Origin of the sequence: Actibacterium naphthalenivorans (genome assembly GCF_014196965.1) — a bacterium.
GTDB lineage: Bacteria > Pseudomonadota > Alphaproteobacteria > Rhodobacterales > Rhodobacteraceae > Actibacterium_A > Actibacterium_A naphthalenivorans.
This window is the reverse complement of sequence record NZ_JACIEQ010000003.1, coordinates 409,262-435,240: the sequence shown is the minus strand read 5'-3', so window position 1 is coordinate 435,240 and position 25,979 is coordinate 409,262. Positions and strand designations below refer to the sequence as shown.

Annotated in this window: 26 protein-coding genes; 15 read left to right on the top strand and 11 right to left on the bottom strand. The window is 63.1% G+C overall.

Annotation, left to right across the window (positions count from 1 at the left end; all coding sequences use genetic code 11):
* From GGR17_RS13405 to dmpG (GGR17_RS13380), 6 genes are read left to right on the top strand one after another with little or no spacing between them, the layout of a single operon-like run.
* Complete coding sequence (locus GGR17_RS13405; protein ID WP_054540009.1) at positions 1 to 558, top strand: 3-phenylpropionate/cinnamic acid dioxygenase subunit beta; 558 nt, start codon at positions 1 to 3, stop codon at positions 556 to 558.
* Positions 558 to 1,358: a 3-(cis-5,6-dihydroxycyclohexa-1,3-dien-1-yl)propanoate dehydrogenase gene (gene hcaB / locus GGR17_RS13400; protein ID WP_054540008.1), complete on the top strand. Its 801-nt coding sequence runs from the start codon at positions 558 to 560 to the stop codon at positions 1,356 to 1,358. The genes GGR17_RS13405 and hcaB overlap by 1 nt, the downstream gene beginning before the upstream one ends.
* Positions 1,355 to 2,323: an NAD(P)H-dependent flavin oxidoreductase gene (locus GGR17_RS13395; RefSeq protein ID WP_054540007.1), complete on the top strand. Its 969-nt coding sequence runs from the start codon at positions 1,355 to 1,357 to the stop codon at positions 2,321 to 2,323. Before hcaB ends, GGR17_RS13395 begins: the two co-directional genes overlap by 4 nt.
* Entirely contained in the window at positions 2,320 to 3,090 is a 771-nt protein-coding gene (locus GGR17_RS13390) for a 2-keto-4-pentenoate hydratase (RefSeq protein ID WP_054540006.1), read from the top strand. The genes GGR17_RS13395 and GGR17_RS13390 overlap by 4 nt, the downstream gene beginning before the upstream one ends.
* Before the next feature lie 3 nt (positions 3,091 to 3,093).
* Positions 3,094 to 4,038, top strand: a complete 945-nt coding sequence (locus tag GGR17_RS13385; RefSeq protein ID WP_054540005.1) for an acetaldehyde dehydrogenase (acetylating) — start codon at positions 3,094 to 3,096, stop codon at positions 4,036 to 4,038.
* Between the two features lies 1 nt (position 4,039).
* Entirely contained in the window at positions 4,040 to 5,059 is a 1,020-nt protein-coding gene (dmpG, locus tag GGR17_RS13380) for a 4-hydroxy-2-oxovalerate aldolase (RefSeq protein ID WP_054540004.1), read from the top strand.
* An 11-nt stretch (positions 5,060 to 5,070) separates the two neighbouring features.
* On the opposite strand, the gene GGR17_RS13375 is transcribed toward dmpG (GGR17_RS13380), so the two are convergent.
* The gene (locus GGR17_RS13375; RefSeq protein WP_217621201.1) at positions 5,071 to 5,685 is read right to left on the bottom strand and encodes a TetR/AcrR family transcriptional regulator; all 615 of its coding nucleotides are present in this window, start codon (positions 5,683 to 5,685) and stop codon (positions 5,071 to 5,073) included.
* 66 nt (positions 5,686 to 5,751) lie between these two features.
* On the opposite strand from GGR17_RS13375, the gene GGR17_RS13370 reads away from it, so the two are divergent.
* Positions 5,752 to 6,957: an NAD(P)/FAD-dependent oxidoreductase gene (locus GGR17_RS13370; RefSeq protein WP_054540003.1), complete on the top strand. Its 1,206-nt coding sequence runs from the start codon at positions 5,752 to 5,754 to the stop codon at positions 6,955 to 6,957.
* Positions 6,958 to 7,088: 131 nt separating this feature from the next.
* Here GGR17_RS13370 and GGR17_RS13365 read toward each other — a convergent pair whose 3' ends face one another.
* Positions 7,089 to 8,063 carry a helix-turn-helix domain-containing protein gene (locus tag GGR17_RS13365; protein ID WP_082386690.1) on the bottom strand — a complete coding sequence of 325 codons (975 nt, stop codon included), beginning with the start codon at positions 8,061 to 8,063 and terminating at the stop codon, positions 7,089 to 7,091.
* Positions 8,064 to 8,385: 322 nt separating this feature from the next.
* Here GGR17_RS13365 and GGR17_RS13360 point away from each other — a divergent pair, with 322 nt between their 5' ends.
* The 7 genes from GGR17_RS13360 (at position 8,386) to GGR17_RS13330 (ending at position 16,140) form a co-directional block, all read left to right on the top strand.
* On the top strand, positions 8,386 to 9,210 hold the full coding sequence (locus GGR17_RS13360; protein ID WP_054540001.1) for an alpha/beta fold hydrolase: 825 nt from the start codon (positions 8,386 to 8,388) through the stop codon (positions 9,208 to 9,210).
* On the top strand, positions 9,207 to 10,739 hold the full coding sequence (locus tag GGR17_RS13355; protein WP_054540000.1) for a bifunctional 3-(3-hydroxy-phenyl)propionate/3-hydroxycinnamic acid hydroxylase: 1,533 nt from the start codon (positions 9,207 to 9,209) through the stop codon (positions 10,737 to 10,739). The genes GGR17_RS13360 and GGR17_RS13355 overlap by 4 nt, the downstream gene beginning before the upstream one ends.
* Before the next feature lie 131 nt (positions 10,740 to 10,870).
* Complete coding sequence (locus tag GGR17_RS13350) at positions 10,871 to 11,878, top strand: VOC family protein (protein WP_054539999.1); 1,008 nt, start codon at positions 10,871 to 10,873, stop codon at positions 11,876 to 11,878.
* Between the two features lie 71 nt (positions 11,879 to 11,949).
* Positions 11,950 to 12,744 (top strand): 2-keto-4-pentenoate hydratase, encoded by a 795-nt coding sequence (gene mhpD, locus GGR17_RS13345; RefSeq protein WP_054539998.1) that lies wholly within the window; start codon positions 11,950 to 11,952, stop codon positions 12,742 to 12,744.
* 68 nt (positions 12,745 to 12,812) lie between these two features.
* Positions 12,813 to 13,757 carry an acetaldehyde dehydrogenase (acetylating) gene (locus GGR17_RS13340; protein WP_054539997.1) on the top strand — a complete coding sequence of 315 codons (945 nt, stop codon included), beginning with the start codon at positions 12,813 to 12,815 and terminating at the stop codon, positions 13,755 to 13,757.
* A complete protein-coding gene (gene dmpG / locus GGR17_RS13335; protein WP_054539996.1) occupies positions 13,754 to 14,797 on the top strand; it encodes a 4-hydroxy-2-oxovalerate aldolase in 1,044 nt (347 codons plus the stop codon). Before GGR17_RS13340 ends, dmpG (GGR17_RS13335) begins: the two co-directional genes overlap by 4 nt.
* A gap of 416 nt (positions 14,798 to 15,213) precedes the next feature.
* On the top strand, positions 15,214 to 16,140 hold the full coding sequence (locus tag GGR17_RS13330; RefSeq protein ID WP_054539995.1) for a SphA family protein: 927 nt from the start codon (positions 15,214 to 15,216) through the stop codon (positions 16,138 to 16,140).
* A gap of 96 nt (positions 16,141 to 16,236) precedes the next feature.
* On the opposite strand, the gene GGR17_RS13325 is transcribed toward GGR17_RS13330, so the two are convergent.
* The 8 genes from GGR17_RS13325 to GGR17_RS13290 form a co-directional block, all read right to left on the bottom strand.
* The gene (locus GGR17_RS13325) at positions 16,237 to 16,710 is read right to left on the bottom strand and encodes an Lrp/AsnC family transcriptional regulator (RefSeq protein ID WP_054539994.1); all 474 of its coding nucleotides are present in this window, start codon (positions 16,708 to 16,710) and stop codon (positions 16,237 to 16,239) included.
* A 26-nt stretch (positions 16,711 to 16,736) separates the two neighbouring features.
* On the bottom strand, positions 16,737 to 17,456 hold the full coding sequence (locus GGR17_RS13320; RefSeq protein ID WP_052071449.1) for a sulfate/molybdate ABC transporter ATP-binding protein: 720 nt from the start codon (positions 17,454 to 17,456) through the stop codon (positions 16,737 to 16,739).
* 11 nt (positions 17,457 to 17,467) lie between these two features.
* Positions 17,468 to 18,331, bottom strand: coding sequence for a sulfate ABC transporter permease subunit CysW (gene cysW / locus GGR17_RS13315; protein WP_054539993.1), 864 nt, complete (start codon positions 18,329 to 18,331; stop codon positions 17,468 to 17,470).
* A 10-nt stretch (positions 18,332 to 18,341) separates the two neighbouring features.
* A complete protein-coding gene (cysT, locus tag GGR17_RS13310; protein ID WP_054539992.1) occupies positions 18,342 to 19,184 on the bottom strand; it encodes a sulfate ABC transporter permease subunit CysT in 843 nt (280 codons plus the stop codon).
* The gene (locus GGR17_RS13305) at positions 19,184 to 20,140 is read right to left on the bottom strand and encodes a sulfate ABC transporter substrate-binding protein (protein ID WP_054540490.1); all 957 of its coding nucleotides are present in this window, start codon (positions 20,138 to 20,140) and stop codon (positions 19,184 to 19,186) included. Before GGR17_RS13305 ends, cysT begins: the two co-directional genes overlap by 1 nt.
* A gap of 402 nt (positions 20,141 to 20,542) precedes the next feature.
* Positions 20,543 to 21,007, bottom strand: a complete 465-nt coding sequence (locus tag GGR17_RS13300) for an RrF2 family transcriptional regulator (protein ID WP_054539991.1) — start codon at positions 21,005 to 21,007, stop codon at positions 20,543 to 20,545.
* Between the two features lie 157 nt (positions 21,008 to 21,164).
* Positions 21,165 to 22,745 carry a GMC family oxidoreductase gene (locus GGR17_RS13295; RefSeq protein WP_207642719.1) on the bottom strand — a complete coding sequence of 527 codons (1,581 nt, stop codon included), beginning with the start codon at positions 22,743 to 22,745 and terminating at the stop codon, positions 21,165 to 21,167.
* Positions 22,717 to 23,427, bottom strand: coding sequence for a FadR/GntR family transcriptional regulator (locus GGR17_RS13290; protein ID WP_054539989.1), 711 nt, complete (start codon positions 23,425 to 23,427; stop codon positions 22,717 to 22,719). Before GGR17_RS13290 ends, GGR17_RS13295 begins: the two co-directional genes overlap by 29 nt.
* 256 nt (positions 23,428 to 23,683) lie before the next feature.
* Here GGR17_RS13290 and ppaT point away from each other — a divergent pair, with 256 nt between their 5' ends.
* A complete protein-coding gene (ppaT, locus tag GGR17_RS13285) occupies positions 23,684 to 24,868 on the top strand; it encodes a pyridoxamine--pyruvate transaminase (RefSeq protein ID WP_054539988.1) in 1,185 nt (394 codons plus the stop codon).
* A 64-nt stretch (positions 24,869 to 24,932) separates the two neighbouring features.
* Here ppaT and GGR17_RS13280 read toward each other — a convergent pair whose 3' ends face one another.
* Positions 24,933 to 25,967, bottom strand: coding sequence for a M29 family metallopeptidase (locus GGR17_RS13280; RefSeq protein WP_054539987.1), 1,035 nt, complete (start codon positions 25,965 to 25,967; stop codon positions 24,933 to 24,935).
* Between the last annotated feature and the right edge of the window lie 12 nt (positions 25,968 to 25,979).

Genomic DNA, 25,979 nt, shown 5'->3' with positions numbered 1-25,979 from the left:
ATGCTCGACTTTCTCGATATCTCCAAACCTTTCGACCGTCTCGACAATCCGGTGACCCTCGAAATCGAGCGCGCGATCATCCGCTGGGTCCACGCCGAGGCGCGCCTTCTCGATGCCGAGCGGTATCAGGAATGGCTCGATGGGTTCATCGACCCCGAGATCCATTACTGGATGCCGGATATGGAAACCCGCCGCCGCGACGATCCGCGCGGCACGTTCAAATACGGCGAGTCGGCCTATTTCGACGACAACTGGAGAGAGTTGGAAATCCGGGTAAAACGCTACAACGAGCCCTCGGCCTGGGCCGACAATCCGGCGACCCGGCACGTGCATCTCATCTCGAACATCGAGGTGAACGCGACCGACGACCCCGCGCTTTTCGCGGTGTGTTCGGCTTTCACCAATGTGCGCAACCGCAACGAGGCCGATCAGGACATCATCCATGGCCGCCGTGAAGACGTTCTGCGCGCTGTGGATGGTGGATACCGGCTGCTGCGACGGCGCGTTCTCATCGTGCAGAACGTGCTTCTGTCGAAAAACCTCAACACGTTCTTCTGATGGGGCGGCTTGAGGGATATGCCGCGCTGGTCACCGGTGGCGGCAAGGGCATCGGGCGCGCGGTCGTGGACCGTTTCGTCGCCGAGGGCGCGCGGGTTGGTGTGCTGGTGCGTTCGGCGGCGGATATGGATGATCTCAGCGCCGCGCATGGCGACAAGGTCGCGCCCGTTCAGGGCGATGTGCGGTCCTGGCAGGACAATGTACACACGGTCGAGACGGTCGTGGCGCGTTTCGGAAAGCTCGACGTGCTGGTGCCAAACGCCGGCGTCTACGATTTTTCGGACCCGTTCGAGAGCATCGAGGGCGCCGACCTGGAGGCCCGCTATCGCGAGCTCTTCGACGTCAACGTTCTGGGCTATCTGCAGGCGGCGCGTGCCGGGCTCGTTCCGCTGCGCGAAAGCCGCGGGTCCATCATCTTCACACTGTCCTCGTCATCATTCTTTTCGGGCGGTGGTGGTACATTATACGTCAGCTCAAAACACGCGCTCACGGGCACCCTCAAACAGCTCGCCTATGAGCTGGCGCCGGACATTCGCGTTAATGCGGTCGCGCCCGGAGGTACACGTACGGGGCTGGGCGGCCTGCCGAGCGATGCCAGGGAGCTCAATGCCATCGACGGATTTGAGGAGATGGTGGCGCGGACCACGCCGCTTGGGTTCCTTTCGGAACCCGAAGATCATGCTGGCCTCTACGTCACCCTCGCCTCGCGCGAAGAGAGCCGTTTTGTGACCGCCGAGATCATCCGCTCGGATGGCGGGCTCGAGGTGCGGGGTCGCAGGCGCAGGAAGGAAGCTGAATGACTGCCAAAGAGAAAATCGCCGCTTTGAAGGCGCGCCTGCGCCTGCCTGTTGTGGCGGCGCCCATGTTTCTGGTTTCGGGGCCGGAGATGGTCATTGGCGCGGCCAAGGCTGGAGTGATGGGCGCGTTTCCCGGGCCCAACGGGCGCACGATCGACGATTTGCGGCAATGGTTCGGGGCGATTCACGCCGAACTCGGACCGAAGAACCTGCCTTTCGCGTTCAACATGATCACCCATTCGAGCTATGGCCGGTTCGATCAAGAACTGGCGCTGGTTGCCGAGTTCCGACCCGAGATCGTCATCACCGCTCTGGGTGGGCCACATCGCATCACGCAGGTGGTACACGGCTATGGGGGGCTGGTCTTTGCCGATGTCAACAGCCCGACCTATGCGAGAAAAGCTATCGACAAGGGGGCAGACGGGCTGGTGCTGGTCTGCTCCGGCGCGGGCGGGCACACCGGGCAATACGCGCTCGCGCCTTTCCTCGATGAGGTACGGCAGTTCTTCGACGGCCCCATCGCGGTGGGCGGCGGCATCTCCACCGGCGCGGGTGTGCTGGCGGTTGAAACGCTGAGCGCCGATCTGGCCTATGTCGGCACACGGTTTCTTGGTGCGCGCGAAAGCCTCATCTCCGAAGGCTATCGCCAGATGATCATCGACAGCGGGATCGAGGATCTGATCGCCTCCAAGGCTATCACCGGCGCTCTGGGCAACTGGATGCGTGCATCGGTGAAGGCTGCCGGGCTCGACCTTGATGATATGAAGGCGGAGGCCAAGATCGACTTTTCCGGCGACATGCATTCGGGCGCCAAGGCGTGGAAAACCGTCTGGAGCGCCGGGCAAGGTGTCGGGCAGATCCACGGGATCGAACCGATCGCCGAAATAGTCGCTCGAATGGCGGCGCAGTATGACGCCGCCGGCGCAGGCATGGCCGCGCGCTTTGCCAGGAAAGGGGAGCCCGCATGACGCTGGACGAAATCGCATCGGCCCTGCGCGACGCCGAAAAAACCGGGGTTCCGATTGCCCCGGTCCGCGCGCATCTCGCGGGGGCCGAAGAGGCATATGCGGTGCAGGAGATCAACACCGTGGCAAGGCTTGGCGCGGGCGGGCGTCTCGTGGGCCGCAAGATCGGCCTGACAAACCCGGCGGTGCAAGCGCAGCTCGGTGTGGATCAGCCCGACTACGGCATGCTCTTTGCCGACATGGATCTTCCCCATGGCGCGGAGTTGCCCTGGTGTGAAGGTGCGCAATGGAAAGCGGAGGCCGAGTTGGCCTTTGTCATGGGCCGCGATCTCTCAGAACCCGATTGCACCACGGCCGAGGCGATGTGCGCCGTCGAATATGTCGTTCCCGCGCTTGAGATCGTCGGCAGCCGGATTGCCGACTGGGACATCCGTTTCGTGGACACTGTTGCGGACAATGCCTCGTCCGCCTTCTTCACCCTCGGCCCTTCGGCCCGGCGTCTCACCGAGATCGACCTGCTCGATTGCCGGATGGAGATCCGCGCCGGCGACGAGGTGGTTTCCCGGGGCTCGGGCCGCGCCTGCCTTGGCTCCCCGCTCAACGCGCTTGTTTGGCTGGCGCGTGTGATGGCCAGGGCCGGGCGCCCGCTTGGCGAAGGCGATGTTGTGCTCTCGGGCGCGCTCGGCCCGATGGTCGCCGCCGCGCCGGGGGCCGTGTTTACCGCATCAACCGAAGGGTTCGGCGAAACCGCCATCCGTTTTGGAGACTGAACTATGAACAAAATCAAATGTGCGATCATCGGGTCGGGGAATATCGGCACTGATCTGATGATCAAGATCATGCGCACCTCGGATGTGCTGGAAATGGGCGCCATGGTCGGGATCGATCCAGAGTCCGACGGTTTGGCCCGCGCCGGGCGTCGGGGCGTTGCGACCACCCATGAGGGGCTCGACGGGCTGCGTGCGCTGCCCGGATATGCCGACATCCGCATCGTGTTTGACGCCACTTCCGCAGGCGCGCACAAGCGCCATTCCGAGGTGTTGCTTGCCGACGGCAAGCAGGTAATCGATCTCACGCCCGCGGCCATCGGCCCCTTCACCGTTCCATCGGTCAACATAGACGCGCATCTGGAAGAGATGAACGTCAACATGGTGACTTGCGGCGGGCAGGCGACGATTCCGATGGTGGCTGCCGTCAACCGCGTGGCAAAGGTGCATTACGGAGAGATCGTCGCCTCCATCGCCTCGAAATCCGCGGGCCCCGGCACACGGGCCAACATCGACGAGTTTACCGAGACCACGGCCCATGCGATCGAAAAGGTCGGCGGAGCCAGCTGCGGCAAGGCTATCATCATCCTCAACCCGGCAGAGCCGCCGCTCATCATGCGCGACACGGTCTATTGCCTTTGCGACAGGGCGGATGAAGACGCGATCCGCGCCTCGATTCTCGAGATGGAGAAAGAGGTGCAGAGCTACGTGCCGGGCTATCGCCTCAAGCAGGAGGTGCAGATCGAGCATGTGGGCAACAATGCGCCGCTGCACATCCCGGAAATGGGCGGCAGTTTCACCGGTCTGAAGGTCACGGTCTTGCTCGAGGTCGAAGGCGCGGCTCATTATCTGCCGGCCTATGCGGGCAATCTCGATATCATGACGAGCGCGGCTCTTCGAACCGCCGAACGGCTCGCGATCAAACGCAACTGGGTCGGGGAGGCCGCTTGAAATGGCAAAGGTATACATTCAGGACGTGACGCTGCGCGACGGGATGCACGCCGTTCGTCATCAGTATGATCTGGGCCATGTACGGGCCGTCGCGCAGGCGCTGGATGAGGCCGGTGTCGATGCGATCGAAGTGGCCCATGGCGACGGGATCGCCGGCTCCACTTTCAACTACGGTTTCGGAAAATGCACCGACGAGGCGTGGATTTCGGAGGCGGCGAAAGTTGTGAAGAACGCGAAGCTGACCACCCTTCTGCTTCCCGGCATTGGCACCATCGAGAACCTCAGGCGGGTGCGCGATCTGGGGGTCGTTTCGGTGCGCGTGGCCACCCATTGCACCGAGGCCGACGTTGCCGCGCAGCATATCGCGGCGGCCAAGGAGATGGGCCTGGATGTTTCGGGCTTTCTGATGATGTCGCACATGAGCACGCCTCAACATCTGGCGCAGCAAGCCAAGCTCATGGAAAGCTACGGCGCCGATTGCGTCTATTGCACCGACAGTGGCGGGCGTCTGACGATGAAAGAGGTGGCCGCCCGCATCGACGCCTACAAAACCGTGCTTTCCCCGGAAACGCAGATCGGCGCACATATGCACGAGAACCTGTCGCTGTCGGTTGCCAATTCCGTGGTTGCGGTCGAACATGGCGCCTACCGCGTGGATGCCTCACTCGCCGGGATGGGCGCCGGCGCCGGCAATACGCCGATCGAGGCATTCGTGACGGTGGCGGATCTTTACGGCTGGGATCATGGCTGCGATCTGTTCAAGCTGCAGGATGCCGCCGAAGAGCTCGTGCGCCCGCTTCAGGATCGCCCCGTGCGCGTGGACCGTGAAACCATCACGCTGGGCTATGCCGGGGTCTATTCCTCTTTCCTGCGTCACGCCGAACGCGCGGCAGAAACCTATGGGCTCGACACGCGCGAAATTCTTGTCGAGTTGGGCAGGCGCGGTATGGTCGGCGGTCAGGAAGACATGATCGTCGATGTCGCCCTTGATCTGGTGCAACTCAAGAAGAGCGCCGCCTGATGGAAGCTATCTTAGCCCTGCGCAACGCCTGTGGTCATCGCGAGTGCCTTTTCAAGGAATTCCTCCTGCGACATCGGATCAATCGAGCTGTGCAGGATCGAATCCCCCATGATCAGGCAATAGGCCAGATACGCGCGTTTGCGCGCTTCCTCAGGGGGGTGGCCCATATCGCGAAACAGCTTGGTGATGTAGTCAAAGCGGATTTCGTCAACCTCCGCCACCGCCTTGCGCGGCATCTCCACACGCCGCGCCCAATCTCTGATCGAGGTCTCGATCTGGGCAAAGCCGGGCGAATTCTTGCGCCGGGGCAGCGAAAACAGGCTGCGCAGCCGGGCGCGCGGATTGTCGCCGGAAATCGAGATCGAGCGGATCACATTCAGCGTCATCTTCTTGCGCCAATGGCTGAGCATCGCGCCGAGCAGGTCGCTGCGGGTTTTGAAATGCCAGTAGAAGCTCCCCTTGGTCACGCCGAGCTTGGCGCAGAGCGTATCGATCTTGATACCCCGCACGTTCTCGTTAATCAGAATCTGGAGTGCGGCCTGCACCCAATCCTGTTCGTTCAGAGGGCTTTCCTTGTGCCGGCTCGTCGGGCGGCGCTTGGTTTTGGCTTTCGTGGTTTCCGCCACTGAGATCTCCCTGCTACATCACAATACCTTACGGCACTGGCCTATCGATATGAAGAGGGCTCGGACATGAAAAAAATAGCGATTATCGGCGCGGGCCAGGCAGGCGCGGGCGCCGCGCTCAAGCTGAGAGAGCTGGGGTTTGAGGGCGAAATCACCTTGCTTGGCGATGAGGCATATCCGCCTTACGAGCGGCCGGAACTATCCAAGGGATATGCGCTTGGAAGGGTGGCTTTCGACAACCTGGTCGTGCTCACTCCCGCAGCCGCTGAAGAAAAAGCGATCGACCTGCGACTGGACTGTCGCGTGCGCAGGATCGACCGTGCCGCGCGGGTGATCGAAACCGATGCCGGCGATCTGAGCTATGACATGCTGATCCTCGCGACCGGCGGCGCGGCCAAACGTCTGCCCCTGCCGGAGCCGCTGCGCCGCAAAACCCATTCGATCCGCACACGCGACGATGTGGACGCGTTGCGCAATGCGCTGCCGGAGGCGCGTTCGGTCGTGGTGATCGGCGGCGGCTGGCTTGGCACCGAGGCGGCCATCAGCGCACGCGCGCTTTGCCCGCAGGTCGATCTGATCGAGGTCGCACCGCGCCTTTGTGCCCGCGTTGCGCCAAGCTGGCTGTCGGACCGTCTCTCGGAAACGCAGATGCGCGCGGGCGTCACGCTGCATCTTGGTACGGTGCCTGTGTTCGCCGAGGACGGCACGATCTCGGTCGGCGGCGCGCGGCTGGCTCCGGATCTGATGATCGAGGCGATCGGGATGCGTGCCATGGACGAGCTTGCGGTGTCGGCGGGGCTTGCCTGCGACGACGGTGTCCTGGTCAGCCCGCAAGGGCAGACAGAGGATCCGGCGGTGTTTGCCATCGGTGACTGCGCGCGCCTGGCAAATGGCGAACAGGCCCGGCGCGAGAGCTGGCAGTATGCCAATCAATCGGCCGAAGACGTCGCGCGGCTTTTGACCGGACAGATCGCGCGAATGCAGGAGCCCGACTGGTTCTGGAGCACACAGGCCGATTTCAAGGTGCAGATGCTGGGGAGTTGTCCGGACGAAGCTGTTCAATTGGAACGTGTCGGGCCGCGCGGAGGCGTGAGCCGCCTGTTTCTAAAAGGCGCTCGGTTGGTTGGCTGCGTGGCAATAAACAATCCTCGCGAGATCGCCGAAGCACGGCGGGTGATTGCTTCGCGCCAGGCAATAGATTCCGAACGCGCCCGTGACGGGATGGTGCCATTGTCCCGCTGTATTGTTGATGCTCGCGAGGCTGTGCGTTAACGGAAAAAGGACGCGGGCGTACTTGGGGGCGGTCGACGGGAGCGGCCTGTGGCGTGGCCATAACGCCCTCAGGATCTACCAATGACCATCAAGGGAGTGAGCCGAAGCGAGCGTTGTATGTCACGTGGCGGTCACAGCCCAAGTTCGGAGAACAACGTTTCCCTTTTAAAGGCATCGAGGCCGCGCCACGCATTCGGGGTTTGGTGGAACTGCTTTTTGAACGCTCGGACAAATGCTGCTGACGACCCGAAGCCGATCGCTTCCGCGATCTCTCCAAGCGGTGCGCGGGAACTCAACAGCATCTCGGCGGCAAGCCCCAAACGTATCCGATTGATCATTCGCAGCGGGGGCTCGTTAAACGCTTTGCGAAACCGATCCACGAAGGCTGTGCGGCTGATGCCTGCCACCTCGGCGAGCGCGAGCACCGTCCAGTTTGCGCTTGGCGTCGCAAAGAAAGCGCTGAGCGCCCGCAGCAGATACTCGTCGTGAAGGGCTGCGCCGGCGATCGAGCGAAGCGGGATCGTTTGCGAACGGGCAAATGCGACAAGTTCGAGCATTATAACCTCTGCCAAACGCCGCGTGATCCCGAGGTCCGGGTTTTTCTTTCTTTGGTTCCGATCAACCAAATCAACACAGCTACGGATCATATCAGCGTGCGGCTTCGCCGTGGGAGGGATAATGATCGCCCCATGCTTCAGGCGCTGAAGGACCGCAGTGCGCCGGTCGACGCTGCTCAGCACGATTTCCACCGGAGATTCACTGCCTGTCGCAACGCCTGACTCGGGGCGAAACATGACATCCTGCGTGGCGTGGCTTCGATCCATCAACTGATGCGCTCTCCCTTCGACCGCGACGGCCGTTCCCGCAGACACGTATTGCAGATCGTCTTTCTCCGGGCCGGTACGGATGAATGCGGCGCCGCGCTTGACGTAATAGAAATAGGCGCGTCCCGTATCCGTGAAATTCAACAGGAACGGGCCTTCCCCCTTCCAGCTCTCCCAATTCAGGTTCGCAAATCTCACGTCGGGGCTACGCAGAAATCTTGCATAATCCCCGACCTCGGGATCACTTTTGCCGGCGTTTGGATCAATGACAGGTTGTTCCATACGCCGTATTTTAACAACTGGGAGTGCGGCGGACAAGCCGTAGGAGAGCTTAGGGAGGAAGTGATGACTGCTTTGTCATCTGGCTGCGCCGCGTCTGCGGGCAGGACAATTTTCATATCGACCATGCCGCCTGAAAGGCGTTCGTTGCCAGCCGATGGCTGAGCGCGTCTAGAGCCGAGCAATCTTGGCGCTGCGCTGTAGATTCAGCGGGGCGCCGGATTTTCAGAACAGTCAAGCCGACCCCGGTCTTGCCGGGGTTGAAGGTGTGCTTTTGTCCCGCAGTCCGGGCAGTGCAACCATTTTCACGTAAGGGAGAGAGACCATGCAAGAAGGTCAGTACGCCGATATCGGCGGCGTCAAACTGCATTACCATGATGTCGGCGAAGGGCCGGCGCTCGTGTTGCTTCATGGCTCCGGGCCGGGCGCGTCCGGATGGTCGAATTTCAATCGCAATATCGAAACGCTTTCGGGGAAATTCCGGGTGATCTGCCCCGACCTTCCAGGCTTTGGCGGATCCGATATGAAGCCGGTCGATGCTCCCATCCCGGGGTGGTGGGCCGATGTGATGTTGGGGCTGCTCGATCATCTGGGGATCGCGAAGGCGCATTTCCTTGGCAATTCGATGGGCGGGATGATCACGCTCAAGATCGCGCTCGAACACCCGGAGCGGATCGACCGAATGGTGCTGATGGCACCGGGTGGCGGCACGGCGGTGACCAGCATCTTCCCTTCCGAGGGCATCAAGACGCTCATAGGCTTCTACGATGGGCCGGGCCCTTCGATTGAACGGCTGCGCGGTTTCATTGACCAGTTCGTCTATGACCCTTCGGCGATCACCGAAGAACTGGTGCAGGAGCGGTTCGAGGCCGCGATGAACCCCAGGATCGTGGCTCAGCCGCCCATGCGCCCGGGCCCGGCAGGGATGCCCGAAGAGTTGTGGCGCGACGCGCGCCTCACCCGGCTGCCGCATGAGGCCCTCATCCTGTGGGGGCGCGAAGACAGGGTTCTTCCCGTCGATACCGGCTTCACCCTGATGAAGCAGATTCCAAATGCGCGTTTCCTTGTCATGCCGCGGTGCGGCCACTGGATCCAGTGGGAGAAAGCCGACGAGTTCAATGCCATCGTTTCGGAGTTTTTGAGCGAATGAACAAGAAAGAAAAGTTCGACGCTGACGTCGGCATCGTCGGCTACGGGCCCAGCGGCGTATCTGCCGCGAATTTCCTCGGAGCCTTGGGCGTCAGCACGCTCGCCATCGAACGATATGAGGACATCTATTCTCGCGCCCGCGCAATCACCGTCAACGATTGGACCATGCGCATCTTTCAGTCGGTCGGGCTCGACGAGGCGCTCGAGAAAGGGATGGATATCACCCACTCCCTGCGCTGGATCGATTACGACGGCAACGAACTGATGCGCATGGGGTTTCCGCCCTCGGACATGGGCCATGCAAGCGCATATTCAATCTACCAGCCCGAAATGGAGAAAACCCTGCGAGAGGGCGCAGAGCGCTTCGCCGATCACGTCTCCGTACAATTCGGGCAGGAGGTCACGGGCATAACCCAGGACGCCGAGGGGGTGACGCTGGAGCTCACCGATTGCAAGACCGGCGCCCGGGAAACCAAGCGGGTGCGCTATGTGCTGGCTTGCGATGGCGGGTCGAGCACCATGCGCGAACAGCTTGGCATCCAGTTGGTCGGGGATACGCTGCAAACGCGCTGGATCGTCATCGACGCGCAGGTCAAGCGCTGGTGGCCGGATCGCCATGTGCTCACCTTCTGGTCGGACAAGAAGCGCCCGGTTGTGGATGTGGCGCTTTCGATGGGCAATCACCGCTGGGAAATTCCGCTTGGGCCGAATGACAAGGATTCGGATTTCGCGACCCATGATCAGATCTGGAGATTGCTCGAAACGCTGGGCGTGTCGAAAGACAACGTCGAGATACACCAGCATGCCTTCTACAACCACCACATCCGTCACGCCGAGCGCTGGCGCGATGGGCGTGTGTTCCTGCTGGGCGATGCCGCGCACATGATGCCGCCCTGGGCGGGTGCGGGGATGCAATCGGGCGTGCGCGATGCGCAGAATATCAGCTGGAAACTGGCCGGGGTGCTTGGCGGCACGTTGCCCGAGAGTGTTCTCGATACCTATGAGGCCGAACGGGCCCCCGATGTGGAACGCTACACTCAGATCGCAATTCAGCTTGGGCGCATCATCAAGCAGGAACTGACCGAGGAAGAGCTTGCGGCGATGCAACCGCCGCCCGATGCCGAACCCGAACTGCCGCCGCTTCTTCAGCCGCCTGCACTGGCCGGAGGCTGGTTGAGCACCGGGACAAATCCGGCGGTTGGCGCACTGCTTCCACAACCGCGCGCAGCGGGCAGCGATGGCAAGCTCGGGCTGCTCGATGACGTGTTGGGATCGGGCTTCCTGGTTCTAGGGACCGATCTGGATCCTGCCTCGGTGCTCTCGCCAGAGGAAAAGCGCGGCTGGGAGGCGCTGGGCGCACGGTTCATCGCGCTGCGTTCGGCCGATCAGCACAGCCAGAGCGAGACGGACGTGATCGATATCGACGGCACGCTGATCGCCTGGCTGCACGCGCGCGGGGCCGACGTGGTGGCGCTGCGGCCCGACCGTTTCATCGCGGCAGCGAGCGGGAACCTCGCCGTGCCGGGCTGAACCCGGCCGGCGCCGGACACGGCATCCCGTCGAAACCATCACCTGCCCCCGCAGGGGGCGGAAACAGGAAAGCTTTCCTGCGCCGCAATGCGCTTGGGAATCTGAACTTCACTTTCAGGAGGAAACACCAAATGTCCAAATTTTCCGACCGCTACGATCCCGGTCCGCAGATCGCGCAATGCGGGGCGATCAACCTCGGCACGACCGATCTTGAAAAGTCGCTGTTCTTCTTCCGCGATACGCTGGGCATGGAAGAGGTCGAGCGTCGCGGCAACGAGGTCTATCTGCGCTGCTATCAGGAACTCGGCCATCATTCGCTCGTGCTGACACAGCAGGACGAGGCGATGGTCAACTCCTACAGCTTCCGGGTGAAGCGCCCTCAGGATGTGGAGCTTTTCCATGAGGAGCTGAAACGGCAGGAGATCGAGGTGCTCGAGCTGGCCGCAGGCTCCGTTGCTGGCCGGGGCACGGCAATCCGCTTCCTTCTGCCGGGCGGCGATCACCCGTTCGAATTGTATCACGACATCGACAAACCGATGGCGCCCGAGGCGTTGCGCTCGCGCCTGCTTTCAAACAGTTCCAAACGCCGTGGTCTGGCCACGCGTCGGATCGATCACTTCAACATCCAGACCTCGCCCGAGACGATCAATCAGGCCGAGCAATGGGTGCGTGACACGCTGGGCTTCAAGCGCCGTGAATTCGCGCATATCCCCGAACATCCCGATACGATCCTGGCGTCCTGGATGTCGGTGACGCCGCAGGTCCACGACCTTGCCATTGTCGCGAACCCCGAAGGGAAGAAGGCGCAATGTCATCATGTCGCCTTCAACATGCAGGACTTCTCGGACGTGTTGAGCGCGGCCGACACGCTGAAAGATCTCGACGTGACCTTCGACGTGGGGCCGGGCAAGCACGGCATCGGTCAGGCGATGTATCTCTACGTGTTCGATCCGGGCTCGGGCCACCGCGTGGAGCTGTATGCCGGCGGCTATCTGATCTTCGACCCCGATTGGGAAGCGATCGAATGGAAGCGTGAAACCTTCCCCGACGGGCTGACCTATTACGGTGACACGATCGACCCGTTCCCGCCCAGCATCTCTGCGGTCACCACCAATTCGGCGGGCCTGATTCTCAAGTGAGCCGGAACGGCCGGGACGCCCCGGCCGTCCCCCTCTGCTCACCCGACAGGTTCTCATTGAAGGAAAACAGGATGTCATCCGAAGAGCTGATTGCCGCGCTCGCAGCCGAATTGAGACAAGCAGAAGAGACCCGCCGGCCGATCGCTCCGATCCGATCGCGCATGCCCGATGACGAGGGCGCAACCGCCTATGCCGTGCAGCGTGCGAATGTGGCGCATTGGCAGGCGCGGGGGCGCCGTGTTGTCGGTCGCAAGATCGGGCTGACAGCGAAGCCTGTGCAGGCGCAGCTTGGCGTCGATCAGCCGGACTTCGGCACGCTCTTCGCCGATATGATTTATGGCGATGACGAGGAGATCCCCGCCGGCCGTCTGCTGCAGCCCAAGGCCGAGGCTGAAGTGGCGCTGGTGCTCAAGCGCGATCTGCCCGCCGCGGATGTGACGTTGACCGAACTCATTCAGGCCGTCGATTTCGCGCTGCCAGCGATCGAGGTGGTGGGCTCGCGCATCGCCGGTTGGGACATCCGTTTCAACGACACGGTGGCTGACAACGCCTCTTCCGGCCTCGTCGTGCTCGGCGCTGTGCCGGTGCCCCTGGCCGGGCTCGACCTGAAGCTTCTGCCGATGGTCATGACGCGCGACGGCGCGATCGTCTCGACCGGATCGGGCGCGGCCTGTCTGGGCCATCCGCTCAATGCCGCGCTTTGGCTTGCACGCAAGATGGCGGGTTTCAAAACCCCGCTGAAGGCGGGGGATCTGATCCTGACGGGCGCGCTCGGGCCTATGGCGCCAGTGATGCCCGGCGCGCGGTTCGAAGCGAAAATCGAGGGGCTGGGCATCGTGCGCGCCACCTTCGGGCCCGAAGCCTAGGGCCGCAAAAAGGGAGTCCGGCGGCGCCACGCCGCCGACCCGGGAAACCAGCGAAAGGACCAAACAAGATGGAAAAGGTCAAATGCGCGATCATCGGTTCGGGCAATATCGGCTCGGACCTGATGATCAAGGTGATGCGCAACGCGAAGAACATCGAGATGGGTGCCATGGTCGGGATCGACCCCGCCTCGGACGGGCTGGCGCGGGCCAGGCGGATGGGTGTCGCCACCACCGCCGAAGGTATCGAAGGGCTCCTGAAACTGCCCGAGTACAATGATATCCAAGTGGTTTTCGACGCGACGTCGGCCAAGGCGCATCTGCATAACAACGAACTTCTGCAGCGCGACGGCAAGAAGGTGATTGACCTGACCCCCGCCGCCATCGGCCCGTTCACAATTCCCGCGATCAACGGGGATGCCAATATCGACGAGCCGAACGTGAACATGGTGACCTGCGGCGGGCAGGCGACGATTCCGATGGTCCATGCCGTCGCAAGGGTTTCGAAACGCACGATCTATGGCGAGATCGTAGCCTCGATCTCGTCGAAATCCGCCGGCCCCGGCACCCGTGCCAATATCGACGAATTCACCGAGACCACCTCCAGGGCGATCGAGCTTCTGGGCGGGGCCGAGCGCGGCAAGGCGATCATCATCCTCAACCCGGCCGAGCCGCCGCTGATCATGCGCGATACAGTGTTCGTGCTCTCGCAGGGAGGTGAACCCGCAGCTATCGAGCGCTCGATAGCCGAGATGGTGAAAACGGTGCAGGCCTATGTTCCGGGCTACCGGCTCAAGCAAAAGGTGCAGTTCGAGGTGATCGGCGACAATGCGCCGGTGCGCATTCCCGGCATCGGCCCGATGAGCGGGCTCAAGACAACGATCTTCCTCGAGGTCGAGGGCGCCGCACACTACCTGCCGGCCTATGCCGGCAATCTCGACATCATGACCTCCGCCGCGTTGGTCAGCGCCGATCACTGGGCGGCGAAACTTCTGGAAAAGGAGGCTACGCAATGACCCGCCCGAACCCCAACAAGCTTTATGTGCAGGATGTGACGCTGCGCGACGGCATGCACGCCGTGCGTCATCAATACAGCCTCGAGGATGTGCGCAGGATTGCCGCGGCGCTTGACGCCGCCAAGGTCGATGCCATCGAAATCACCCATGGCGACGGGCTCGCCGGATCGACGTTCAACTACGGTTTCGGCGCATGCGACGATGCCGAATGGATCGCGGCCGTGGCCGAGGTCTGCACTCAAGCGGTGGTCACCGTTCTGCTTCTGCCGGGTATCGGTACGTTGCATGAACTGAACGAGGCCCATCAGGCGGGCGCGCGGTCGGTACGCGTGGCCACCCACTGCACCGAGGCCGATGTCTCTCGCCAGCACATCGAGTCGGCGCGCGCCCTTGGCATGGATACCGTGGGGTTCCTGATGATGGCGCACATGGCCGATCCCGCGAAGCTTCTGGAACAGGCCAGGTTGATGGAGAGCTTCGGCGCCGAATGCGTCTATGTTACCGACTCGGCAGGTGCGCTGCTGCCCAGGCAATACGCCGAGCGGGTGAAGATACTCCGCGATGGGCTCAGGCCCGAGACCGAGATCGGCGTGCATACCCACCACAACCTTTCGCTCGGCGTTGCCAATGCGGTGGCGGGGATCGAGGAGGGTGCGGTGCGCGTCGACGCGTCGCTGACCGGGATGGGGGCGGGCGCAGGCAATGCGCCGCTTGAAGTGCTGATCGCCGTGCTTGACCGGATGGGGATTGAAACCGGCTGTGACCTCTATCGGCTGATGGATGCGGCCGATGACCTCGTGCGCCCTCTGCAAGACCGCCCCGTCCGTGTCGATCGCGAGAGCCTCTCGCTCGGATATGCAGGCGTCTATTCGAGCTTCCTGCGCCATGCCGAAAGCGCTTCGAAGCTTTACGGCGTGGACACCCGGGAAATCCTGATCGAGCTGGGCAAGCGGCGCATGATCGGCGGTCAGGAGGATATGATCGTCGATGTCGCGCTTGACCTGGTCGATACCAAGGCGCGCGAGAGTGCTGGCCACTAGGCACCCGCCCACGAAATCAGCGCCTTGTGGCAACCCTGCAGAGGAGATCCGCGCCGATGCACAATGACTGATCCCGGGCGAAAAAGACGGGCTGTTTTCTGGGGAGGAACAATGGCCAACCGCAATTGCAAGCGCGCCAGCCGGGCGCGCATCTCCGGCCCCCTGGTCGGTGTGCCCGGCAGGTCGGCCCTGGGCATCGGGTGGAAATCCCGCCCGGGGTTCAAGGGCGCGACTTGGGCAATTCGGGAAACTGATCGCCGGGTCAAACCTGGCGTCTGATGAATACGAACAAGGTGGCGCAAAGGTCACGGGCTGGCCCGCCGGAAACGGCGACACGACCGTGTTTCGACACGTTGGCCCAACCGCGAAGAATGACCGACCCGCCATCGAGATGTTTTACAGAGGAGGAGAAAACTATGAAATCAAATCAACGATGGTCTCTGCCTTTCGTCGTGGGCTTGTCGCTCGCGGTGCAAAGCGCTGACGCCCGCGAGCCAGGCGTTCCGACGTCGGTCCCGCCTGGCAACACGATAGGGGCTGCCGTCGGCGCAAGCTTCCCCCCGGGGTTTTATTTCAGCAGCCGCTCCGGCTATTGGGACGCGGAGCTGAAAGATGGCTCCGGAGACTTCGGCGGTCAGACCAACACATTGACGGATACCGCCGCGCAATTCCTGTGGGCGCCCGGCACGACCCTGTGGGGCGGTGACTATAAGGCGTTCGTGACGATCCCCCTGCTGAACAACGAACAGGATCGCACATCCCCCTTTCCTCCGCCCTTGCAGGGTTCGTCCAGCAAGCTTTCTCTGGGCAATATCGAAATCTCACCGGTCAGCCTTTCGTGGCAACTTGAACCGGGAGTCTTTGTCAGTGCGGGGATCAACGTGTATGCGCCGACAGGCGATTTTGATCCAAACGCTCCCATCAGCAGCGGTGGTGATTTTTGGGCGTTCGCGCCCTCGCTGGGCTTTAGCTATCTGCGAAACGGCTGGAATACATCCATCTTCACGAGCTACTTCACCAACACTGAAAGTAGCTCCACGGACTACAAGTCCGGCGATGAAGTCCTCGTGAATGTATCTGCGCTGAAGGATTTCGGAGGTTGGAGCTTGGGGCCCGTCGGCTACTATCGAAAACAGATCACGGATGATGAAAACAACGGATCCTACTACGGCGGAACGACCCTGGAAAAAGCAGAGCAGGCGGCCTTGGGCATCGGGTTCTCCACCCGCTTGAGCAAGGTTGAGACCAATATAAATCTGACACGTGATTTCCACGTCAGAAACACGGTTGGGGGGGCCAAGCTTTGGGTTAACTTTTCGATGCCGATTGGCGGAAAGCCGTAGCAAACAGGGCGGGCCGGCCACTTCCATCGCCGGCCCGCCAGAAGTCGGGACGAGGTTCATTCGCCAATAGCGGCGTTCATTGCGATCTTCACGTTCTCAAGGCAGGTCCGCCCTCTCTGCCGCGATCGGAAGCATCGCGGCCACATGCATCGTCTCCATGACGAACTTCGATACGATACTCTTGCATGGCAGGGTTTCGGACAGATCGCGATAGAGCCTGTTGAAACAGCCCATGTCGGGCGCGATGATCCGCAGAAGATAGTCGGTTTCGCCGGCCATTCTGAACACCTCCATGATCTCGGGCATCTTTTGAACCGTCGCCAGAAAGCGATCGCGCCAGTCGGCAGTGTGGTCGAGTGCGGTGATCTCGATGAACGCGCACAGGCTGAGGCCGACGCGCGCGGGATCGACGATCGCCGTTCGCCTGAGGATGACGCCCGCGTCTTCAAGTTTGCGGATGCGCTTCCAGCATGGGGTCGCCGACAACCCGACCCGGTGCGCCAGCTCTGCCACGGGCGTCGTTGCGTCGCGCTGCAGTTCTGCCAGTATTTTTCGGTCGATCCGGTCCATGGTGTTCCCTTACGCTCTGCGCCGGGTCAGACGCTGATGAACGCGCGCACGAAATCCGTTGCTGGCCTTGCACTGATGTCGGTCGGCTTGCCGATCTGCTCGATCCGGCCCATCGACATGACGACGACCAGATCGGCCAGTTCCATCGCCTCTTCCTGATCATGCGTCACGAAAACCGTGGTCAGGCCGGTCTGGTCGTGAATGTCGCGAAGCCCCTGACGCAGTTCCTTGCGCACCCGTGCATCCAGAGCGCCGAAGGGTTCGTCCAGCAGCAGCATCCGCGGTTCGATGGCGAGCGCGCGCGCCAGTGCCACACGCTGCCGCTGGCCGCCGGATAGCTGGGCGGGATAGCGTTTGGCGATGTCGGGCAACTGTATCAGTTCCAGCAGCTTGTGGACGCGGCGCTCGATCTCGGCATTCGTCGGGCGGGATTTGCGGGCGCGGGCGCGCAGGCCGTAGGCGATGTTCTCGAACACGGTCATATGCCGGAAAAGCGCGTAGTGCTGGAACACGAAACCGGCGCGCCGTTCCTGCACCGAAAGCCCCGTGGCATCAAAGCCATCGAATAGAACCCGGCCCGAGGTTGGAAACTCCAGGCCGCCGAGGATGCGCAGCAGCGTGGTCTTGCCAGACCCCGACGGGCCGAGAAGCGCAACCAGCGCGCCTGACGGGATCGTCAGGCTGACGGGGTGCAGGGCGGTCGTGGCGCCGAACGTCTTGGCGATATCGTCGATTTCAATATGCATCTCGGCCTCCTTCAATGGCGGGATGAGGCGGCGAGCTGGTCGGCGAAGCGCCATTCCAGTGCCGATTTCAGGGTGAGGGTGACAAGGGCAAGCAGAGCCAGCAGGGTGGCCATCGTGAAAGCCGCCACAGAAAGGTATTCGTTGTAGAGCATCTCGATCATCAGGGGCATCGTGCTGGTCTGCCCGCGGATCTTGCCGGACACGACGGCGACGGCGCCGAACTCTCCCATCGCGCGGGCATTGCACAGCAGTACGCCATACAAGAGCGCCCAGCGGATGTTCGGGACGGTCACGGTGAAAAAGATGCGCCAGCCCGAGGCGCCCAAGGTCAGGGCCGCTTCCTCCTCGGCGCGGCCCTGTTCCGTCATCACCGGGATCAGTTCGCGCGCCACGAACGGAAAGGTGATGAACATCGTGGCCACAACGACACCGGGCACGGCAAAGATCACCGGATGACCGGCGGCGACGAGCCAGCCCCCGATGGCCGAATTGGCGCCGAACAACAGCACGAAGCACAATCCCGCCACGACCGGCGAGACGGAAAACGGCAGGTCGATCAGCGTGATCATGAACGCCTTGCCGCGCCAGTCGAACTTGGTGATCGCCCATGCCGCCGCGATGCCGAACGCGGCATTGAGCGGCACGGATATGGCGGCGACGGTCAGGGTCAGCCTGATGGCCGATTGCGCGTCGGGGTCGGTCAGGCTTTGCAGCGCGAAGGCCAGCCCGCGTTTGCCTGCTTCGGCAAAGACCGCGATCAGGGGGGCGAACAGCAGCACCGTCAACAGGGCGATGACCAGCCCGATCAGGATGCGCCGCATCCAGTCGGGTTCGGTTGTCGCCGGGCGGAAGGTTGCAAGGGTGGGATGTGTCATCGGGTTTTCCTCATGCGGCACCCATGCGGCGGCGGCTCCAGACCTGTATGAGGTTGATCGCCAGCAGCATGAGAAATGAAATGGCCAGCATCGCCAATGCGATGGCGACAGCGCCGTTGTAGTCGAACTCTTCCAGCCGGATCACGATCAGCAGGGGCGCGATTTCCGTCTGCAGCGGCAGGTTGCCCGCGATGAAGATGACCGATCCGTATTCCCCGACCGACCGGGCCAGGGCGAGCGCGAGGCCGGTGAGCAGGGCGGGCGTCAGCATCGGCAGGATCACCTTGCGCAACGTGCGCATTCGGCTTGCCCCCAGCGTGGCCGAGGCTTCTTCGATCTCGCGGTCGATCTCCTCGATGACCGGCTGGACGGTGCGCACCACGAAAGGCAGGCCCACGAAGATCAGCGCGATCCAGATGCCAAGCTCGGTATAGGCGACGCGCAGCCCGAAGGTATTCATGAGGATTGCCCCGAAGGCGCCGTTGGGCGCGTAGATGGCCGTCAGTGCGATGCCTGCCACGGCCGTGGGCAGGGCAAAGGGCAGGTCGATGGCGGCGTCGATGATGCGCTTGCCCCAGAAGTGATAGCGCACCAGCACCCACGCCAGAATCAGACCAAACACGAGGTTGAACAGGGCCGCGATCAACGAGGCGCGAAACGATAGCGCGAGCGCGGCCCTAACCCGTTCGGTGTTGACGATATGCCAGATCTCTCCAAGCCCGATATGAGCCCCGCGCAGCAACAGCGTGCCGATGGGCATCAGCACGATCAGCGACAGCATGAGCACCATCACCCCGAACGACAGCCCCCACCCGGGCATGGGTGAGGGCGATCTGAATGCAAGCGCGCGCATCACTTCGCCCCGTAGATCTGGTCGAAGAAGCCGCCATCGCCGAAGTGTTCCGGCTGGACCTTGGCCCATCCCCCGAAATGGCCGATGTCGACCAGTTCAAGCTTGGGGAAGCGGGCCAGATCGTCAGGGTTGGCCGCCGAAGTGTCCCAGGCGCGATAGAAATTCTCGAACGCGATGGCCTGACCTTCGGGGCTGTAGAGATATTCCAGATAGGCGGTGGCCAGCGCGCGCTGTTCGTCGGTCCTGATGTTGCCCTCGACCAGTGCCACCGGCGGTTCGGCCCGCACCGAGATCGAAGGCACCACGATGTCGAACTGATCCTCGCCCCGTTCAGCAAGGGCCAGATAGGCTTCGTTTTCCCAGGCGAGCAGCACATCGCCGATGCCGCGCTGTGTGAATGTGGTGGTCGAACCGCGCGCCCCGCTGTCCAGCACCGGCACGTGTTCGTAAAGCGCCTTCACGAAGGCCTGCGGGTCCTGACCGCTCTGTTCAGCCCACGCCCAGGCGGCCAGATAGTTCCACCGCGCGCCGCCGGAGGTTTTGGGGTTTGGCGTGATGACCTCGATGTCATCAGCGATCAGGTCGCCCCAGTCCTTGATGCCCTTCGGGTTTCCCTCGCGCACCAGAAACACGATGGTGGAGGTGTAGGGCGATGAGTTGTGCGGCAGCATGGTCTGCCAGTTCTGCGGGATCTTGCCGCTGCGCTCGGCGATGGCGTTGATGTCAGAGGCCAGCGCCAGAGTGACGACCTGCGCGCCGAGCCCGTCGATCACCGCGCGTGCCTGGCTTCCCGAACCGCCGTGGCTGGTCTTGATCTCGGGCGCATCGTTCCCGAGCGCCACCCAATGTGCCGTGAAGGCCTCGTTGAATTCGCGGTAAAGTTCTCGGGTCGGATCGTAGCTGACATTGAGCAGTGTCTGCGCCTGCGCGTTCGTCGGCAGCCCGACGACCATCATCAGCAGCACGCCGGCCGCCCTGAGCCTGTTCCGCACTGGGCGTGCAGGCGGCGGGGCCAGCGTATTTCGCGTGGCGATGGGGGCACCCGCGATTTCGCGTCCGCCCGCCTCGATGACAATTTTTCCATCGCGCCGCGTCCGAAGGTATGGGCCCTGCGCCGTGACGGAGCCTGCAACCCGAACGGTCTGATATCTTTGCATGTGTCTCTCCTCGCACTGATCGCAGCAGGCGTGCCCTGCCGATACGATAATAACGACAGAGTTAATCGTGTTAATCAACGAAATAATCACGTTAAACTTTATCGTGTTTATAGATTATTATTCTCCGGGCATTCCGGACGGCATCAAGAGCCCGACGCCGGCGCCGTCAGATATGTTCGAAAATTTCAGATTTTTAGGGCGTCAGGGCGCGGAAGGTGCGGCAAGCAGCAACTCGTCGGCGACAGCGGGATTCCCGACCATATCTTCCAGAGTCAGCGATTCGATCAGCAGCAGGTACGACCAGAACACCTCGGCGAAAACCTTGCGGATGCGACAGGCCGCTTCGTCTGTGCAATCGTCGCATCGCTGATAGGCCCGCCGGGACAAACAGGGCAACGGCGCGATCGGGCCGTCGATCATCCGAAGCAAATCGCTGAGGGGGATTTCGCGCGGTTCCTTGATCAGGACGTAGCCACCGTTTCGCCCTCGTGTGCTGGCGATATACCCCGCATTGCGGATTTCCAGAAGGATATGTTCCAAAAAGCGTTTGGGCGCTCCTGAACGGCGGGCAATCTCCTCAATCCGCAATGGCGCCCCGTCGCCTGCCTTTTCATCGGCAAGAGCCATGAGTGCCTTGAGCGCATACTTCATCTTTTGCGTAATCATTGTCGAATTCTAGGCAGGGCGGGCGGCAAATTCAATAAATTACGACTGGTGTTGTCGTGTTTTATCCGTTGCGGCACGCGTGCGGCGGGGACCGGGTTCATTTGCGCCACGCAGCAACCGGGCCCGAAGTGCCACGGCAGTGCGCAACACCCGCTGGTCAACGCGCGGCGCGGGATGACCTGATGTAACGATCCGCGAATTTCTCCGCGATCGCCATGACCGCCGCGTGGATCGGCCCCGCCGTGATCGAGGGGATCACCGAAGCGTCAACGATCCACAGATTGTCGAGCCCCCGCATCGCCAGATCGGCATCCACCACCGCCGCGTCATCCTTGCCCATCCGGCAGGTCGCAACCGGGTGATGATGGGTGATCGCCGCGCGTGCGATGAACGCATCGAGCGCGGCGTCCTCCTGCACCTTGGGGCCGGGAAGCACTTCTGCGGCGATCCAGTCGGCCAGCGCCGGGCTGTGCCCGATCTCGCGCGCGCGCCGCAGCGCGACGCGGAACAGCCGCCGGTCATGTTCGGTTTGCAGATAAGCGGGATCGATCATCGGTGGGGCGCCGATTTCGGGTCCGGTGATGTGAAGCTGCCCGCGACTCGTCGGGTTGGTCACGCCGAACAGCAGCGTGAAGCCTTCGCCCGGCGGCGGCGCGGCGAACCCTTCGGCAGCGGTTGGCGCAACGACACAGCCGACCACGATCTCGGGCCTTCCGGTGATGCGCGCGGGGTCGGCCGCCTGATAGCTGAGCGATTCCGAGATCTGCAACCGGGAGGGGGCCACGGGTTTGCGGGCGCGATAGAGATTGCCCGCGCCCAGCAGGTGATCCTGCAGGTTGCGGCCGATTTCGGGGCGTTTAAACCGGCAGGGAACGCCCGCGGCGCGCAGCAGCTCCGGGTCGCCCAGGCCCGAGCGCATCAGCAAAAGCGGGCTGCCTATCGTGCCGAGCGACAGGATGACCCGCCCGGCCTCCAGCAACAGCGATGCGCCCGCGCGCGTGACTTCGGCGCCGGCAACGCGGCGGCCTTCGATACGCAGGCGGTGCACCTGCGCCCCGTCCAACACGGTCAGGTTCGGCCGGGCCAGCACCTCGGGGGTCAGCCATGCGTCGGCCACGCTCACCCGCTTGCCATCACGGATCATCAGCGCATTGGGCGCCGTGCCGATCAGCTCGCGCCCGCAATGGTCGCGCAAGCGCGGCATCCCAAGCGCGCCCCAGCCGCGCATGAAATCGCGCACCAGCGGATGGGTCTGCTCATCCGGCAGCAGGATCGGCATCGGCCCGCTGCCGCCATGCAGATCATCCGCGCCGCTCGACCAGGCCTCGGTCGCCCTGAAATGCGGTAACAGCGCGTCATAGCTCCAGCCGGCCGAGCCTGACGCGGCGACCCAGTCGTCGTAATCCGCCGGGTGGCCGCGAACGTGGAACATCGCGTGCAGGTTGCTCGATCCGCCAAGCGCCTTGCCCCGCGCCCAGTGATGGATGCGCCCCGCAGTGCCGGGCTGCGGCGTGGTGGTGAAATCCCAGTCATAGGCCCGGCCCTGAAGAAACGGCCACATCTCGGGGCGCGCGATATCGGGGTCTGTCGCTTTGGTGCCCGCCTCGACCAAGGTCACATGGCAGGCCGGATCGGCGCTGAGCCGCGCGGCCAGAATGCAGCCGGCGGAACCGGCGCCCAGAACGAGGATATCGGTCAGCCTGCCACCGTCACGCCGCATCGTTCGGGCGTTGGCCAAGCCTTCCGGTCAGCTTGCGCTGGGTGCGGTCAAGGTGGTCATACATGGCGGCTTCGGCGCGGTCGGGATCGCGCGCGGCAATCGCCTCGGCGATATTACGGTGCTCGGTGTCGCGGATCCGCACCCGCTCTTCGGTGGTGCGGCTGTCGGTATCGCTGTCGGTAAACCGCAGCCGCGCGTCGTTCTGCACCCGGTGCAACAGGATATGCAGCTCCGACGCGAGGCTGTTGCGCGAGCCGGCGGCGACGGCGCGGTGAAACTCCTGATCGGCCTGGCTCGGGCTTTGGCCCGCGGGGGATTGCGCTGTCTGCAGGATCCGCGCGATTTCGTCGGGAGAGGCCCGCAACGCGGCAAGGCGCGCCAGCGCGGGCTCGATCATCATCCGCATCTCCATCACCTCGATCGGGTTGGTGGACTGCACGAGACGGGCGCTGGAGCTCGCCTTTTCCGACGCTGCGCGCCGCCCGCTTTTCGCCGGATCCAGCTCGCCCGAGGCGCGCAAGACCTTCAGCGCCTTGCGCAGCGTATGACGCGAGACATCAAGCCGCTCGGACAGGGTGCGCTCGGGCGGCAGCTGGGCGTTTTGGGCCAACTGCTCGCGCAGATGCGCCAGCAAGCCGTCATGCATGTCATCCGGCCCACGATCCGCCCGGGGGCCGGAAGTCTCGTCTTCGTCGGTCATACGTCACTCGCCTCCTGCCGGGGTCTGGGCGAAAATTGCCCGACCCGGTCTCCTCCCGCGCCTGTACCTGAAGCCGCTGCACAACAGTCAGGGCGCGTTGCCTGTTGCCGATCCTGCGAGATACACAAGGCTGATGCAACCAAAAAATGGAAAATGGTAAGAGATTGGTTGCGGTTGCGGTTGGCCTATGGTTGACTTTGCCGAAACGCCGGCGGTGCGGTTGCGCCCGGTCATTCCCACGCACAGGACAGGGCAGATGAAAGACACTCGCGCAACCGCCGGCACCCCTACTCTTTTCACCCTGACGACCGGCCCGGTGAACTGCTACCCCGAGGTGCTCTCGGCGATCGGCCAGCCGGTGCTCTACGACTACGACCCGGCCTTCCTCGCGCAGTATGAAACGGTCGTTCTGAAGTTGCAAACGGCCCTGGGCGTCTCCACCATTCCCGTGATCTTGCAGGGCGAACCGGTGCTGGGGCTGGAGGCCGCCGCCCATTCGCTGATTGCCCCCGGCGACACGGTGCTGAACCTCGTCTCGGGGGTTTACGGAGCGGGATATGGTGAATGGCTGCGGCCGCGCGCGCAGGCCTTCCACGAAATCCGGGTGCCATACGACGATGTCATAGACCCGGCGGCCGTCGCGGCCTTTCTGGGCGCGCATCCGGAAACCGCCGTGGTTGCCGTTTGCCACCATGACACGCCGTCGGGCACGATCAACCCGATCGCGGAAATTGGTCGGGTGGTGCGTGATCACGGCGCGCTTTTCGTGGTCGACTCAGTGTCCGCGTGGGCGGGAATGGCGATCGACATCGAGGCGGCGGGTGCCGATCTGCTGGTGACGGGCCCGAACAAATGCCTTGGCTGCCCACCCGCGCTGTCGATACTGGCGGTGTCTGACAGGGCCTGGGCGAAGATGGAGGCCAACCTCGCCGTACCGCGCGGATCGATCCTGTCGATCCTTGACTGGAAAGAGGCCTGGCGGGCCGAGAACCCGTTTCCTTTCACACCTTCGGTGGCCGAGATCAACGCGCTGAATGCCGCGCTGGATCTGTATCTGGCAGAGGGCCCGGCGGCGGTTTGGGCGCGCCATGCACGCACAGCAGAGGCCACGCGCGCCGGGGTGAAGGCGATGGGCCTGGCGCTTTGGGCGGCGCGCGAAGAGATCGCATCGCCGACCTGCACGGCGGTGAAACTGCCCGAGGGCGTGGATGAGACCGCGCTGCGCGACCGGATGAAGCGTGATTACGGTGTGGTCATTTCCTCGGGCCGTGCCGAGACCTTCAATCGCCTGGTGCGCATCGGGCACATGGGGCCGACGGCGCATCCGATCTACGCGGTGATCGCGCTGACCGCGCTTGGCGGGGCGCTGGCGGGGCTGACAGGGCGAAACATCGACATCGGCGCGGGCATCGCGGCGGCCGAAGCGGTGATGCGGGGCTGAGGCCCCGGTATCCCAGAGCCGCATCGAGAAGGCGGCCTTTCGCCTGAACGGGCGGCAGCACGGATCAGGGCTGCACGATCTTGCCCTCTCTGGTCATCGCCACACCATCAAGCGAGAGCGAACAGCCCCGCAGCGGGATGTCGAGGTGGCAGGGCGTGTCGCGCGCGCCGCCGGCCTCGGTGTTGGGGCCGGTCGAAAACAGGAAATTTCCCTCAAAGCATCGGCTGTCCATGCTCAGCGCCGCTTCGCGGTCATACAGGCCCAGCGTTGTCCAGCTTGCGCGGTTTTCCAGGCCCCAGCCGACATGCGCCATGTAATAGGCGTCGGGGTCGTCGAAGGTTTCCATGAAGCTGCGGATATACTCGGCGCTGACCCCGCCCTCGATTTTCGTCACGATGCCCTTTTCGACGGTCAGAAACACCTTCTCGGTCGCGTAGCGTTTGAACGGCAACAGTATGTCGCCCTCATCGATCACGATCAGGCCTTCGGCGCTGCCCTCGTCGGGCCAGCGCGCGATCATGCAGCTTGGCCAATGGTCCCAGCGCCCCGGCACGTCGGCCAGCCCGTATTGCTGAAGCACCGGGTATTGGCCGAGCTTGCAGCGAAAATCCGTTCCGGCCCTCGAGGTCACGACCATCTCGCGCGCGGGCTCCATGAACCTGTTGGCGGCAATGACCTTGGCCTTCGCTTCGGGCGTCGGGATCATCCGCAGCATGGTTTCGGGCGGCTCGACCGCCAGCAGCATCCGTGTGCCGCCTTTCAGGATCTGCTCCTGCTCGGGCGAGAACAGCAACTGCATCGTGTCGATCACCAGATCGGCGGCCTTCAGCCCGGCCAGCGCCGCCGTGTTGAAGGCCAGTGGCGTTTTCCCGACATAGCCCGATTTGTCCCGGCTCAATGCCTTCTCGCCGTTGATCGCGGGCAAATTGATCATTGTCAGTATGCCGCCCAGAAGCGTGACCCCGATGCGCGCGCAGTTCACGATTTGCGGGTTGCTGTCGTCCGAGGTCAGGATCGCCACCTGTTCGCCAGGCCGCAGGTTGCATTGCTCAAGGACTTTCTTCCATGCGATGACGAGGTCGGCGTCGCTGATCGGCATTGGTTCGCTCCT